The following is a 13,233-nucleotide window of genomic DNA, read 5'->3' as shown; positions in this document are numbered from 1 at the left end:
GCCCTCCATCCCTTTAGTGTGGAAGATCCTGCCGATATGTTTGCGCCTTTGTTAAAAAAACTTTTTGGAAGCAAGAACGAGCGTGAAGTCAAGCGCATGCTCAAGACGGTGCAGCTCGTCAATGCCTTCGAAGAGAAGATGGTCGCCCTCTCGGACGATCAACTGCGCGCCAAGACCGCAGAGTTCAAGGACCGCATTGCCAAGGGGGAGACCCTCGACAAGCTGTTGCCGGAAGCCTTTGCGGTCGCCCGCGAAGCCGGCAAGCGCGTCATGGGCATGCGCCACTTCGACGTCCAGCTGATCGGCGGCATGACCCTGCACGAAGGCAAGATTGCCGAAATGCGCACCGGTGAAGGCAAGACCCTGGTGGGTACACTGGGTGTTTACCTCAACGCGCTGTCCGGCAAGGGCGTGCACGTTGTGACCGTGAACGATTACCTGGCCCGCCGCGACGCCAACTGGATGCGTCCGCTGTATGAATTCCTCGGTCTGAGCGTCGGCATCGTGACGCCGTTCCAGCCGCCGGAAGAGAAGCGCGCCGCCTACGCTGCCGATATCACCTACGGCACCAACAACGAATTCGGGTTCGACTACCTGCGCGACAACATGGCGTTCAGCATGGAAGAGAAATTCCAGCGCGAACTCAACTTTGCCGTGATCGACGAAGTCGACTCCATCCTCATCGACGAAGCGCGTACCCCGCTGATCATTTCCGGTCAGGCCGAGGACAGCTCCAAGCTGTACATCGAGATCAACAAGCTGATCCCGAAACTCAAGCTGCACGTCGAAGAAGTCGAAGGCGAAGTCACCCAGGAAGGCCATTACACCGTCGACGAGAAGACCCGTCAGGTCGAACTCAACGAAGCCGGTCACCAGTTCATCGAAGACCAACTGACCAGCATCGGCCTGCTGGCCGAGGGCGAGAGCCTGTACTCCGCGCATAACCTGAGCCTGCTGACTCACGTTTACGCCGGTCTGCGTGCGCACAAGCTGTTCCACCGCAACGTCGAATACATCGTGCAGGACGGTCAGGTCGTACTGGTCGACGAACACACCGGCCGTACCATGCCCGGCCGTCGTTTGTCCGAAGGCCTGCACCAGGCCATCGAAGCCAAGGAAAACCTGAACATTCAGGCCGAGAGCCAGACCCTGGCATCGACCACGTTCCAGAACTACTTCCGTCTGTACGAAAAGCTGTCCGGCATGACCGGTACTGCGGACACCGAAGCGTTCGAATTCCATCAGATCTATGGTCTGCAGGTCGTCGTCATCCCGACCAACAAGCCGTTGGCCCGTAAGGATTACAACGACCTGGTGTTCCTGACCGCCGAAGAGAAGTACGCGGCGATCGTCAACGACATCAAGGAAAGCATGGCCGCCGGCCGTCCGGTGCTGGTGGGTACTGCGACCATCGAAACCTCCGAGCACATGTCCGCATTGCTCGTGAAGGAAGGCATCGAACACAAGGTTCTGAACGCCAAGTTCCACGAAAAAGAAGCTGAAATCATTGCGCAGGCGGGTCGTCCGGGTGCACTGACCATCGCTACCAACATGGCCGGTCGTGGTACCGACATCCTGTTGGGCGGCAACTGGGAAGTTGAAGTCGCGTCGCTGGAAAACCCGACCCCTGAGCAGATTGCCCAGATCAAGGCCGACTGGCAGAAGCGTCACCAGCAAGTGCTGGAGTCCGGCGGTCTGCAGGTGATCGCGTCCGAGCGTCACGAATCCCGTCGTATCGACAACCAGCTGCGTGGCCGTGCCGGCCGTCAGGGTGACGCCGGTTCCAGCCGCTTCTACCTGTCGCTGGAAGACAGCCTGATGCGCATCTTTGCCTCTGACCGGGTGAAGAACTTCATGAAGGCCCTGGGCATGCAATCCGGTGAAGCGATCGAGCACCGCATGGTGACCAATGCCATCGAGAAGGCGCAGCGCAAGGTTGAAGGCCGCAACTTCGACATCCGCAAGCAACTGCTTGAGTTCGACGACGTCAACAACGAGCAGCGTAAAGTGATCTATCACATGCGTAACACGTTGCTGGCTGCGGACAACATCGGCGAAACCATCGCTGATTTCCGTCAGGATGTCCTGAACGCTACCGTCAGCGCGCACATTCCGCCGCAATCGCTGCCAGAGCAGTGGGACGTGGCGGGTCTGGAAGCGTCGATCGCCAGCGACTTCGGCGTGAAGCTGCCGATCCAGCAATGGCTCGACGAAGACGATCACCTGTACGAAGAAACCCTGCGCGAGAAGCTGATGAACGAGCTGATCGCCGCCTACAACGAAAAAGAAGACCAGGCGGGTGCCGAAGCCCTGCGCTCGTTCGAGAAGCAGATCGTGCTGCGCGTACTGGACGATCTGTGGAAAGACCACCTGTCGACCATGGATCACCTGCGTCACGGCATCCACTTGCGTGGTTATGCGCAGAAGAACCCGAAGCAGGAATACAAGCGCGAGTCCTTCACGCTGTTCTCCGAGCTGCTGGATTCGATCAAGCGCGACTCGATCCGCGTGCTGTCGCACGTTCAGGTTCGCCGCGAAGATCCGGCCGAAGAAGAACAACGCCTGCGTCAGGAAGCCGAAGCACTGGCCGCCCGCATGCAGTTCGAACACGCCGAGGCTCCTGGCCTGGAAGCGCAACCGGAACTGGTCGGTGAAGAGGTCGATGTGGCCCTCGCCGCCGCCCCGGTTCGCAACGAGCAGAAGCTGGGCCGCAACGAACTGTGCTACTGCGGTTCGGGCAAGAAATTCAAGCATTGCCACGGGCAGATCCAGTAAACCCCGTTTCAATCGCTGAAATACCCGCGCCGCGACCGGCACCAGCCGTCGCGGCGTTTTGCCATTTACACCACCGCCACTACGCTTGGCGGTGCTGACATCATTGAGTAAGGAGCGCATTCATGGCTGTTGGTCTTGGTCCTTTGCCAACGTTGCACCCGGTTGCCGGTTTTGAACTCGGTATCGCTTCGGCCGGCATCAAGCGCCCGGGGCGCAAGGATGTCGTCGTGATGCGTTGCGCCGAAGGTTCCACCGTGGCGGGCGTGTTTACGTTGAACGCTTTCTGCGCAGCTCCGGTGATCCTGGCCAAGAAGCGCGTGCAGAACCCGGTGCGCTACCTGTTGACCAACACCGGCAATGCCAACGCCGGCACCGGCGAACCGGGCCTGGCAGCCGCCGAGCGAACAACCGCCAAACTGGCCGAACTGACCGGTGTGGATGCCAGTCAGATCCTGCCGTACTCCACCGGCGTGATCGGCGAGCCGCTGCCGGTCGAGAAGATCGAGGGCGCCTTGCAGGCCGCACTGGACGATCTGTCGGAAAACAACTGGGAAGCTGCCGCCACTGGCATCATGACCACCGACACGCTGCCCAAAGGCGCCAGCCGCCAGTTCCAGCATGACGGCGTGGCCATCACCGTCACCGGCATCAGCAAGGGCGCGGGGATGATCCGTCCGAACATGGCGACCATGCTCGGCTACATCGCCACCGACGCCAAAGTCTCCCGTGACGTGCTGCAAAACCTGATGCTGGACGGCGCCAACAAGTCGTTCAACCGCATCACCATCGACGGCGACACCTCGACCAACGACTGCTGCATGCTGATCGCCACCGGCAAGGCTGCGCTGCCGGAAATCACCCGTGCCGAAGGCGAGCTGTTCAACAAGCTGAAACAGGCCGTGTTCGAAGTGTGCATGGACGTGGCCCAGGCCATCGTGCGTGACGGCGAAGGCGCGACCAAGTTCGTGACCGTTGAAGTCAACGGCGGCGGCAATCACCAGGAGTGCCTGGACGTCGGCTACACCGTGGCCCACTCGCCGCTGATCAAGACCGCACTGTTCGCCTCCGACCCGAACTGGGGTCGCATCCTCGCCGCCGTCGGCCGTGCCGGCGTGCCGGATCTGGACGTGAGCAAGATCGACGTATTCCTCGGCGAAGTGTGCATCGCCAGCCGTGGCGCCCGCGCCGCGACCTACACCGAAGCCCAGGGCTCGGCGGTGATGCAGCAGGAAGAGATCACCATCCGTATCGAGCTGGGTCGCGGTGATTGCAGCGAAACCATCTGGACCACCGACCTGTCCCACGAGTACGTGAAGATCAACGCCGAATACCGCACCTGATCTGAAACAGGGAGTGGGCGACTGGCCTCTTCGCGGGCAAGCCCGCTCCCACAGGATTCGACGGTGTACACAAGCTTTGGGCCCGACAACAATCACTGTGGGAGCGGGCTTGCCCGCGAAGACGGCAGATCAGACGCTACGAGTCTGAAACTGATTCTCTGACGAAAAGGCACCTCAATCATGAGCCTTCACCTGATCATCGGCGACAAACTGCTTTCCTCCTGGTCCCTGCGCGCGGCGCTGGCGCTTGAATTGACCGGCGCGCCCTACACCGAAGAACTGGTCAAACTCGGCAAGCCCGACACCCGCGAGCGGCTGCTGGCGCATTCGCCGACCGCCAAGGTGCCGCTGCTGAAAACCGCCCGGGGCACCATCGCCGACTCTCTGGCGATTGCCGAATACCTGGCTGAACAGTTTCCTTCCGAGCAGTTGTGGCCGACCGATATTGCGGCCCGTGCTCAGGCTCGATCAGCCTGCGCGCAGATGCACAGCGGTTTCTTCGCGATGCGCAACCACATGCCGTTCAACCTGAGCCACGACGCGCCGCTCAACCCGGTGCCGCCGGAAGTGAAGGTCGATGTCGAGCGCATGCTCGCGCTGTGGGCCGAATGCCGTGCCGTGGCCACCGAGTCAGGGCCGTTCCTGTTTGGTCGGGTGTCGCTGGCCGATGCGTTCTTCGCCCCGATTGCCGTGCGTCTGCGCACCTATCAGGTGAAGCTGCCGGCCGAAGATGAAGCCTATGTTGAAACCGTCTACCAATGGCCGGCCTTCAAAGCCTGGCAAAAGGCTGGACTGGAGGAATTGCAGTCGTGAAACGTGTACACGTCGCCGCCGCCGTCATTCGTGACGGCAGCGGCAAGATTCTGATCGCCCGCCGTGCCGATACCCAGCATCAGGGCGGCCTCTGGGAATTTCCCGGTGGCAAGGTCGAAGCCGACGAGTCGGTGCAAAGCGCGCTGGCCCGCGAGCTGCACGAAGAGTTGGGCATTGTCGTCGGCGCCGCGCGGCCGCTGATCAAGGTACGCCATGATTACCCGGACAAGCAGGTGTTGCTGGATGTCTGGGAAGTCTCGAGCTTCACCGGCGAACCCCATGGTGCCGAAGGCCAGCCCTTGGCGTGGGTTTCGGCCAAGGAACTGACGGGTTACGACTTCCCGGCAGCCAACCAGCCGATCGTGGCGGCGGCGCGTCTGCCCGCTGAATACCTGATCACTCCTGAAGATCTGGAAGCCCCGGCCTTGCTGCGCGGTATCCAGAAGGCGATTGCCGGTGGGATCAAGCTGATTCAGTTGCGTGCGCCCAATGGCTACGATCCGAAATACCGCGACCTCGCGGTGGACGCGGTCGGCCTGTGCGCCGGCAAGGCGCAGCTGATGATCAAGGGGCCGTTCGAGTGGTTGGGCGATTTCCCGTCCGCCGGTTGGCACATCACCTCGGCGCAGTTGCGCAAGTACGCGGCAGCGGGGCGTCCGCTACCGGCGGAGCGCTGGTTGGCGGCGTCCTGCCACAACGCTGAGGAACTGGCACTGGCCGAGCAGATGGGTGTGGATTTCGTCACCCTGTCGCCGGTGCAGCCGACCCTGACTCACCCGGATGCGCAACCGCTGGGCTGGGAACAGGCTTCGACGCTGATCGAAGGTTTCAGCAAACCGGTGTTTCTGTTGGGCGGCGTCGGCCCGGCGGAGCGCGAAAAAGCGTGGAGCGCCGGGGCTCAGGGTGTGGCGGGGATTCGGGCGTTCTGGCCACAGACCTGAGTTTTTGTTGATTCTGCCCGCCTCATCGCGAGCAAGCTCGCTCCCACATTCGACCGCATTCTGTCTGTCGGAACCCGGTCAACTGTGGGAGCGAGCTTGCTCCGGGCGGCGTTCCGACGAAGGTTTGTCAGGCGCTACTTTTCTGTGGGTTTTGCTGCCGGCTGCCACAGGATTTCTGCAATACCCTGGCGCCGCGCAATCAGCCTGGCCGCCACAAACAACAGATCCGACAAGCGATTGATGTAAGCCAGGCCGACCCCGGTCAATGGTTCGATTGCATTCAAATGCTGACAGCGCCGCTCGGCACTGCGCGCCAGGCTGCGACAGACATGCGCTTGGGCAATCAGCATCGAACCACCCGGCAGAATGAAGTTCTCCAGCGGCCCCAATTCCTCGTTCCACACATCGATGGCGGCTTCCAGCCGTTCGATTTCTGCTGCGTTCAATGCCTGATACTCCGGCATCGCCAGTTCACCGCCAAGGTCGAACAACCGGTGTTGGCAGGGTGCCAACACGTCGATCAATTCATCAAGCCCAGGGCTGGTTTCGCGTTCGGCAATCAGTCCGGCCAGCAGCACGCCGACCTGGCTGTTCAGCGTATCGACCTCGCCGATAGCCTCAATGCGCGGATGGTCCTTCGGTACCCGGCGGCCGTCGCCCAGCCCGGTTTCGCCCTTGTCGCCGGTGCGGGTGTAGATCTTCGACAAGCGAAAGCCCATGGTTTACCTCGGTAGTTGATTGGTTTCGGCGGCGATGGGCGCCGGTTGCGCCAGCGGCAGGCGCAGGGTGAAGCAGGTGCCTTGACCCGGCGCCGACTGCACTTCCATCTGCCCTTTGTGGTTGTTGGTAATGATGAAGTACGACACCGACAGCCCGAGTCCCGTGCCTTGGCCGATTTCCTTGGTGGTGAAAAACGGCTCGAAGGTGCGCTTGCGTACGTTTTCGCTCATGCCGATGCCGTTGTCTTCGACCTGAATTTCAGCCCACGGCGGATTGAGTCGGGTGCGCAGGATGATCCGCCCCGGTTCGCTGTCATCTTCACGTTGGTGAATGGCCTGCGCGGCGTTTTTCAGCAGGTTGAGCAATACCTGCTCAAGCTCGTTTGCGGTGCCCGGCACGGGGCCCAGCGCCGGGTCAAACTGACGGACAATCGCCTGTCCCTTGAAATCGAAACCGATGGCCAGGTCGAAGTCGTTGCCGGCGATTTCCACCGCTTGATCGATCAGTGCCGGCAGGTCGCACGGCGCCATCTGGCGGTTGCTGCGGCGACTGAAACTGAGCATGTGGGTGACGATTTTCGCCGCACGGGCACCGGCCTGCTGGATGCCGTCGAGCAGTTGCGGGACTTCCCGCCCTTGCAGGTAGCGGTTCACGGTATCGAGTTCGATGCCCAGTTGCTCGGCCTGCTCCAGGTTTTTTGGCAGATCCGTCGACAACCGCCGACGAATGTTCTGCACGTTGTGCAGGATCGCCCCGAGCGGGTTATTGATCTCGTGGGCCATGCCGGCGGCGAGGCCGCCGACCGAGAGCATTTTTTCCGACTGCACCATCATTTCTTCCAGTGACAGGCGCTGGGTGATGTCGTCGATCCGGATGACCACGCCGCGCCCGGATCCGCCCATCAACGGATAGAACGTCAGGGCGTAATGCTTGGGCTCATCATCCTTGAACCAGGTCACGCGTTCGATTTTCGCCACGGTATGCTGTTCAACGGTCTGCTTGAGTTGGGGCAGAAACGGCTTGAGCGGTTCAAACGCGAGGAAGATCGGCTGGTTCAGCGCTTCGTCCAGCCGTGTACCGGAAAGCGCGCTGGCCTCTTGGTTCCACTGCGTGACGTAGAGCTGCTCGTCGAGGGCGATCAGCGCCGAGGGCATGGAGTCGATGATGCTGTTGAGGTAGTTCTGGAAACCGGTGAGTTTCTTCTCGATCTTGCTGCGCACCTGGACTTCCAGTTCCAGCTTGCGGTTGGTGTGGCGGGTTTCTTCCGCCAGACCCTGCGCCTGATCGTAGGCTGCCTGGGAATCGTCGCGGGCGCGCTTGAGCTGCTGCTCCCGAGCCTCGATGCGCGAAAGCATGGTGTTGAATGCTTCGGCGAGGCTGCCGATTTCGTCATGATTGCCCCGGGAGGCGCGCAGGGCGTAGTTTTCTTCGCGGGTCACCTGGCGGGACAGTTCTTCGAGTTGATGGATCGGCCGGGTAATGAGGCGCTTGATCTGCCGCGCGATGACCAGCCAAAGCAGCACACTGAAAATCAGGATCCCCAGACTGGCCGTGAGTGTGCCGGTATAGAACGCTACTGGCAGTTCGCTGCTGGCCACCAAAAGCAGGTGGCCCGGTGCAGTGCCGGGACGGGGCAGGGTGATGAGTTGATTGCTGCGAAATTCGGTCAGTTGCCAGGCTTCGATGTGTCGATAGCGCTCTGGCAATTTGAGTTTGTCGCCGTGTTGCAACTGCGCCAGACGTTCGCCTTTGCCGTCGTATAAAGCGGCGGCGCGCAGCGGGGAATAGCTGTCGAGTTCCTTGAGCAGCCGCTCGGCGCTTTGCGGCGACTGCAAGGCTTCGGCCACCAGGCTCGGATTGGATACCAGCCGGCCAATGGTCTGCAACGCCTGAGGCGCCATGCTTTCCTGGGAGATGTAATAGGCGGCGCTGATAAAGGTCAGGTTGGCGACCAGCAGTACGGTGGTCAACAGCACCAGCAGGGCAGCCAGCAGTTTCTGGCCGACCGGCAGGTTTTCAAGACGCTGGCGCAATGGCATCAGGTTTATCGCAGAAAAGGAACAAGTGGCCAGCGTAGCCGCTGCTCAGTCGACGGGCAATCCGAGACTGTGCAGATGAGCGGTCAGTCGCTGTTGCAATTGCTTGAGATGCGGGAGGCTCAACTGATGACGTTCTGCAACCTTGCAGGCATGCCCAAGCAAATAGCTGATCTCGGTGCGGCGTTTGCTGGCCACGTCCTGATGCATGGACGAGAAATTCGCTGCCGTGGCCTGGATCACCCGTTCGACTTCCTGTTGCAGGTTGTCCGCTGCGGCCGGTTGCCCACAGCGTTCCAGCAGTTCGGTCAGTTCGCCGCACAGGGTGGCGACTTCGCAGTGATGCTGCTGTAAGCCGCCGTTGCGGCAGTCGTGCAGCACCGTCAGCGGATTGATCGCACAGTTGAGTGCCAGTTTGCGCCACAGGCGGGTGAGGATGTCGGCGCTCCATTCATGGGGGATTTTCGCCGCCTCGAGATCGTCCAGCCAGATCGGTGCTACCGGATGACCGGCGTCCCCTAGCCAGGTGTAGCCATGGCCTGCGAACACCACGCGCCAGTCGCCGTCGCGAAATGCGCCTTCGGTGCTGGAGGCGCTGATACAGCGGGCTTGCGGGACTCGCGCGGCGACCGCTTCCTGGCTGCCGAGGCCGTTCTGCAAAAGGATCAGTTCGGCGTCCGCTGCCAGACGGTGGGCAAGTCCGGCCACAGCCGCTTCGGCGTCGTAGGCCTTGCAGGCCACGAGCAGGCGGCGGATCGGTTCGGGGCTGTCCGGGGTTTCGCCGGGGATGGCGTAACGGCTGGCGATGCCTTGTTCGACGAGGGTCAGCCCGCCCGCCGTTGCATAGTCGTGCAAGCGGTCGATGTCGCGCAGGATCAGCCGGACCGGCAATCCGGCCCGGGCCAGACGCGTGGCCCAGAGCGTGCCGAGACTTCCGGCGCCGAGGACATGCCAGGGGGTGGACATCAGTTTTTCACTCGGTAAGGTACAGGCATGCAAGGCTCGCCGTGTCGGTGGGAAAAGACCCGTTATAATGAGCCCGATTTTAACCGCAAGCCAAGCGCGCCGCGTCCTGTACGAGCGCGCCTTTTTATTGGAGAGATTACATGCCGTCGTTCGACGTGGTATCCGAACTGGACAAACACGAACTCACCAACGCGGTCGAGAACGCCGTGAAGGAACTCGATCGTCGTTATGACCTGAAAGGCAAGGGCAGCTTCGAATACAAGGAAAAGGACCTGACCGTCCACCTGACCGCTGAAGCCGATTTCCAGCTGGAAGCGATGATCGAGATCCTCAAGCTGGCCCTGGTCAAGCGCAAGATCGACGTGCAGTGCCTGGAAGTCAAAGACTCCTTCGCCTCGGGCAAGCTGATGAAGCAGGACGCCGTCCTCAAGGAAGGCATCGACAAGGAACTGGCGAAGAAGATCGTCGGCCACATCAAGGAAGCCAAGCTCAAGGTACAGGCCGCCATTCAGGGCGAGCAGGTGCGTGTGACCGGCAAGAAGCGTGACGACCTGCAGGAAGCCATCGCAGCCCTGCGTGCCAAGGAATTCGGCATGCCACTGCAGTTCAACAACTTCCGCGACTAAGCTTTCCGGTCGGGAACCTCTCGGCGTTTAAAGCGTCCGAGGCCCAAGCAACGGCAGAAACGATTGAGCCTATTACGGCCCGGTCTTTCTGCCGCTGGTTTTTTACAGCCCGGGAAGCCGGTAATCAGGAGATAAAAGATGGATTTGAATGCTGAGGTAGACAACCTTGTCAAGGCATCCCAGGCGTGGATTCCGATGATCATGGAATACGGCAGCCGTGTGCTGCTGGCGGTGATCACCCTGGCCATCGGCTGGTGGCTGATCAACAAGGTCACGCAAAAGCTTGGCGGCCTGTTGGCCCTGCGCAATGCCGACTTGGCGCTGCAAGGTTTCATCAGCAGCCTGGCCAACATTATTCTCAAGGTGCTGCTGATCGTCAGCGTGGCGTCGATGATCGGCGTCGAAACCACTTCGTTCGTCGCGGCGATCGGTGCGGCCGGCCTGGCCATCGGTCTGGCGTTGCAGGGCAGCCTGGCGAACTTCGCCGGCGGCGTGCTGATTCTGCTGTTCCGTCCGTTCCGCATTGGTGACTGGATCGAAGCCCAGGGTGTGGCGGGTACCGTCGACAGCATCCAGATCTTCCACACCGTGCTGCGCACCGGCGACAACAAGACCATCATCGTCCCGAACGGCAATCTGTCGAACGGCATCATTACCAACACCAACCGTCAGCCAACCCGCAAGGTTGTGTTCGACGTAGGTGTGGATTACGAAGCCGATCTGCAAAAGGCCCGTCAGGTGCTGCTGGATCTGGCCAAGGATGATCGCGTGTTGCAGGATCCGGCACCTCAGGCCGTTATTTCGACACTGGGTGACAGTTCGATCACTGTTTCTCTGCGTGTGTGGGTTAAAACTGCGGATTACTGGGATGTGATGTTCATGTTTAACGAACAGTCGCGTGATCGTTTAAAGACGGCTGGCATTGATATTCCTTTTCCACAACGAGTGATTCGTGTGGTTCAGGAATCGGCAGTGTAATGATAGGTTGCTAATTAATTGCCTGACTTATCGGTCAGGCATCTATTACCAGTGACAGACAATAAAAAAGGCCCATCCGAAGATGGGCCTTTTTGTTTTGTTACCGCAACTAACTCGGTGCGATTACAAAAGCGACAGCGGGTAGTCGACGATCAGACGGAACTCTTTGGTATCGCCTTCACCTTCGTCGGCGTTAGCAAAGTGCCAGGCCTGACGAATACGGAAGGACAGGTCTTTGGCCGGGCCAGACTGAACTACGTATTTGGCTTCGAAGTTGGTTTCATTGTGTTTGCCATCTTCGCCATACAGACCGGTGTAGGCGCTGCCTGCCGGAGTGTGGGTGCCGTCGATGTCCCAGCCTTTAACGTAGCGGGTCATGAAGCTCAGACCTGGAACGCCGTACTCGGCCATTTTGATGTCGTAACGGATCTGGGCAGACTTCTCGCCCGGGGCGTTGAAGTCAGAGTACTGGATGGAGTTGGCGAGGAAGATCGAGTCGCCGCCACGGTTGTTCTTGCCCACGCCGATGTAGTCGAACGGAGTGTCGCCGTTGACCTTCTGGAAGGCCAGGGTGATGGTGTGCGCTTTCAGGAACGAGAGGGCGGTGGCCAGGGAGAACGCGGTGTTGCTGATGTCACCGGCTTTCGCGCTACCGGTGTCGGTGGTGCGATAGATGTTGAAGTCGGTGTTCAGCGAAGTGTCACCACCAAATGGAGTGGTGAGGTTCACGTTGGCGTAGTACTGGTTCCAGATGTCTTCCAGTTTGGCGCCGTAGAGCGATGCGCTCAGGTTTTCGGTGATGCCGTACTTGCCACCGAAGTAGTCGATGGTGTTGGCTTCAACGCCAGCGTAGGTCGCGTACAGACCGCCTTCACGGGAGTTACGGTCCTGGCTGGTTGCCGAGTAGAAGTGACCGGCTTCGAGGTCAAGGTCTTTGATCTCGCTGCTCTGCAGTTGGAAACCGCTGGCAGTTTGCGGAAGGATACGGGAGCCGCCGATAGCGAACACCGGAGCGGTGGTAGGCTGCATGTCACCGATTTTCAGCTCGGTTTTCGATACGCGGAACTTGATGGCAGCGCCGGCTTTGCCTTGGCTGTCGTCAGGGTCGCGGGAACCGTTTGCATTGAATTCGTTGCTGCGGCTCATGTTGCCGGAGCCGCTGGTGCCGGCACCGCCGTCCAGTTTGATGGCCAGGTAGCCGAACGCATCAACGCCGACGCCAACAGTGCCTTGGGTGTAACCGGAGCTGAAGTTGCCCCAGATACCCTGGGTCCAGTCTTTTACGTCACGGGCACCGTCTTTGTTGTCACGGTTGAAGTAATAGTTGCGAATCAGCAAATCAGCTTTCGCGTCTTCAACAAAGCCTTTGGCTTCAGCCTGGTCACTTACGAACGGTGCGGCCGTAGCCATCTGAGTACTGGCTGCTGCTGCAACTGCCAGTGCGATCATGCTCCACTTCATCACGCGCATCGTGATTTGCTCCTTTGGTTTTAGAAGAGTACTGCCGTCCCACCTGTTTTATTATCTGGGCGGCTCTTTCTTTTTGTGTCGGCGCAAACTTATATCACGCCGACCATGTTGGCGATACTTGCGCATTCAACCTTTCAGCTTCTTTACGAGCGTGTCGCAATCAGCTTGCTAGGTGTCGCAAATTTACAGTCCAAATGCAATGGGACTGACAACTTCAGCGCTGTTTTACAGGGCTTGAGCATCGGTAAAAAAGAGTCCCTTGGCAAAACGCTTGAATCTCCATCGGGCAACCCTGCCACTGTTTTTATGGGGCTCAAGGCATCCACTTCTTGTGGTGCGCTTATAGTCCATATGGGTATGAATGCAACAAGCGTGCACAAACCGCTGAATTGTTCCGGTTTTTTTAAGGGCGCTCGTCTGATGCTGTAAAAGCCTCATAAAACCGGGGGCTTCGAGGGCCTTTCAATCAGGCTTGACGCCATCCTTCGCATGGTGTTGCTCCCTGAAAGTCGCAGCGCGACAACCAAAAACGTTACCGGTTCACCCCTTGGGTGAGTATTCGGCGGAT

10 protein-coding genes are annotated in these 13,233 nt (G+C 59.8%); 6 read left to right on the top strand and 4 right to left on the bottom strand.

Going from position 1 to position 13,233, the window contains the following annotated elements; all coding sequences use genetic code 11:
- Positions 1 to 36: 36 nt before the first annotated feature.
- The 4 genes from secA to CAF63_RS23570 all read left to right on the top strand — a co-directional run bounded on the left by secA (position 37) and on the right by CAF63_RS23570 (position 5,869).
- The gene (gene secA, locus CAF63_RS23585) at positions 37 to 2,775 is read left to right on the top strand and encodes a preprotein translocase subunit SecA (protein WP_085689434.1); all 2,739 of its coding nucleotides are present in this window, start codon (positions 37 to 39) and stop codon (positions 2,773 to 2,775) included.
- A 122-nt stretch (positions 2,776 to 2,897) separates the two neighbouring features.
- The gene (argJ, locus tag CAF63_RS23580) at positions 2,898 to 4,115 is read left to right on the top strand and encodes a bifunctional glutamate N-acetyltransferase/amino-acid acetyltransferase ArgJ (RefSeq protein ID WP_085689431.1); all 1,218 of its coding nucleotides are present in this window, start codon (positions 2,898 to 2,900) and stop codon (positions 4,113 to 4,115) included.
- Between the two features lie 180 nt (positions 4,116 to 4,295).
- Positions 4,296 to 4,928, top strand: a complete 633-nt coding sequence (locus CAF63_RS23575) for a glutathione S-transferase family protein (protein WP_085689428.1) — start codon at positions 4,296 to 4,298, stop codon at positions 4,926 to 4,928.
- Complete coding sequence (locus CAF63_RS23570; protein ID WP_085689426.1) at positions 4,925 to 5,869, top strand: Nudix family hydrolase; 945 nt, start codon at positions 4,925 to 4,927, stop codon at positions 5,867 to 5,869. The genes CAF63_RS23575 and CAF63_RS23570 overlap by 4 nt, the downstream gene beginning before the upstream one ends.
- Before the next feature lie 134 nt (positions 5,870 to 6,003).
- On the opposite strand, the gene CAF63_RS23565 is transcribed toward CAF63_RS23570, so the two are convergent.
- The 3 genes from CAF63_RS23565 to CAF63_RS23555 are packed head-to-tail and all read right to left on the bottom strand — an operon-like array spanning position 6,004 to position 9,591.
- Entirely contained in the window at positions 6,004 to 6,588 is a 585-nt protein-coding gene (locus tag CAF63_RS23565; RefSeq protein ID WP_085689423.1) for a cob(I)yrinic acid a,c-diamide adenosyltransferase, read from the bottom strand.
- Between the two features lie 3 nt (positions 6,589 to 6,591).
- Positions 6,592 to 8,628 carry a HAMP domain-containing sensor histidine kinase gene (locus tag CAF63_RS23560; RefSeq protein ID WP_085689421.1) on the bottom strand — a complete coding sequence of 679 codons (2,037 nt, stop codon included), beginning with the start codon at positions 8,626 to 8,628 and terminating at the stop codon, positions 6,592 to 6,594.
- Positions 8,629 to 8,673: 45 nt separating this feature from the next.
- Positions 8,674 to 9,591, bottom strand: a complete 918-nt coding sequence (locus tag CAF63_RS23555; protein ID WP_085689418.1) for a putative 2-dehydropantoate 2-reductase — start codon at positions 9,589 to 9,591, stop codon at positions 8,674 to 8,676.
- A gap of 140 nt (positions 9,592 to 9,731) precedes the next feature.
- Between CAF63_RS23555 and CAF63_RS23550 the strand changes: the two genes are divergently transcribed.
- Both CAF63_RS23550 and CAF63_RS23545 read left to right on the top strand, forming a co-directional pair.
- Complete coding sequence (locus CAF63_RS23550; RefSeq protein ID WP_011335651.1) at positions 9,732 to 10,217, top strand: YajQ family cyclic di-GMP-binding protein; 486 nt, start codon at positions 9,732 to 9,734, stop codon at positions 10,215 to 10,217.
- 138 nt (positions 10,218 to 10,355) lie between these two features.
- A complete protein-coding gene (locus CAF63_RS23545) occupies positions 10,356 to 11,195 on the top strand; it encodes a mechanosensitive ion channel family protein (RefSeq protein ID WP_007951217.1) in 840 nt (279 codons plus the stop codon).
- A 123-nt stretch (positions 11,196 to 11,318) separates the two neighbouring features.
- On the opposite strand, the gene CAF63_RS23540 is transcribed toward CAF63_RS23545, so the two are convergent.
- Complete coding sequence (locus CAF63_RS23540) at positions 11,319 to 12,665, bottom strand: OprD family porin (RefSeq protein ID WP_085689415.1); 1,347 nt, start codon at positions 12,663 to 12,665, stop codon at positions 11,319 to 11,321.
- Positions 12,666 to 13,233 lie beyond the last annotated feature (568 nt).

The organism is Pseudomonas sp. B20(2017) (genome assembly GCF_002113125.1).
Taxonomy (GTDB): Bacteria; Pseudomonadota; Gammaproteobacteria; order Pseudomonadales; family Pseudomonadaceae; genus Aquipseudomonas.
The sequence above is the reverse complement of the archived record's forward strand: the minus strand, read 5'-3'. Positions and strand labels throughout refer to the sequence as shown.

What these genes read in the sequence shown, in the direction of transcription:
- secA (WP_085689434.1), top strand. Translation starts at nt 37, where the DNA reads ATGTTTGCGCCTTTGTTAAAAAAACTTTTTGGAAGCAAGAACGAGCGT.
- argJ (WP_085689431.1), top strand. Translation starts at nt 2,898, where the DNA reads ATGGCTGTTGGTCTTGGTCCTTTGCCAACGTTGCACCCGGTTGCCGGT.
- CAF63_RS23575 (WP_085689428.1), top strand. Translation starts at nt 4,296, where the DNA reads ATGAGCCTTCACCTGATCATCGGCGACAAACTGCTTTCCTCCTGGTCC.
- CAF63_RS23565 (WP_085689423.1), bottom strand. Translation starts at nt 6,588, where the DNA reads ATGGGCTTTCGCTTGTCGAAGATCTACACCCGCACCGGCGACAAGGGC.
- CAF63_RS23560 (WP_085689421.1), bottom strand. Translation starts at nt 8,628, where the DNA reads ATGCCATTGCGCCAGCGTCTTGAAAACCTGCCGGTCGGCCAGAAACTG.
- CAF63_RS23555 (WP_085689418.1), bottom strand. Translation starts at nt 9,591, where the DNA reads ATGTCCACCCCCTGGCATGTCCTCGGCGCCGGAAGTCTCGGCACGCTC.
- CAF63_RS23550 (WP_011335651.1), top strand. Translation starts at nt 9,732, where the DNA reads ATGCCGTCGTTCGACGTGGTATCCGAACTGGACAAACACGAACTCACC.
- CAF63_RS23545 (WP_007951217.1), top strand. Translation starts at nt 10,356, where the DNA reads ATGGATTTGAATGCTGAGGTAGACAACCTTGTCAAGGCATCCCAGGCG.
- CAF63_RS23540 (WP_085689415.1), bottom strand. Translation starts at nt 12,665, where the DNA reads ATGCGCGTGATGAAGTGGAGCATGATCGCACTGGCAGTTGCAGCAGCA.